Below are 356 nucleotides of genomic sequence, written 5' to 3'. Positions count from 1 at the left end.
CATCCATTGTTTCGCGAGGGCGTAGCGCGCAGCCTCGGCGAGATCGGCGGTTTCGAAGTGGTCGGCGAAGGTGCCAGCGCCGAGGATGCCGAGAGGCTGGTCACGGCCACGCGGCCCGACATCGTGCTGCTCGACATCAGCATGCCGGGCGGCGGGCTCACCGCGGCGGCAAACATCATGGCGGGGCACCCCGGCCAGAAGGTCGTCATGCTGACCGTGTCGGAAGCCAACGCCGATGTTGCCCAGGCGCTCAATGCCGGCGCGCGCGGCTATGTGCTGAAAGGCGTCGGTTCGAAGGCGCTGGCCGAAATCCTCAGCAATGTCGCGGCTGGCGAAAGCTATGTCTCGCCGACACT

At 66.9% G+C, this 356-nt stretch carries 1 protein-coding gene; it reads left to right on the top strand.

All coding sequences use genetic code 11. From position 1 onward, the window contains the following. Positions 1-356 (top strand): response regulator (locus ACWTU9_RS33310; RefSeq protein ID WP_455862032.1); only part of this gene is annotated, 356 nt, incomplete at both ends.

It is taken from the genome of Mesorhizobium sp. 128a, assembly GCF_053848025.1.
Note: the sequence above shows the minus strand (reverse complement) of the source record. Positions and strands in the feature narration are given on the sequence as shown.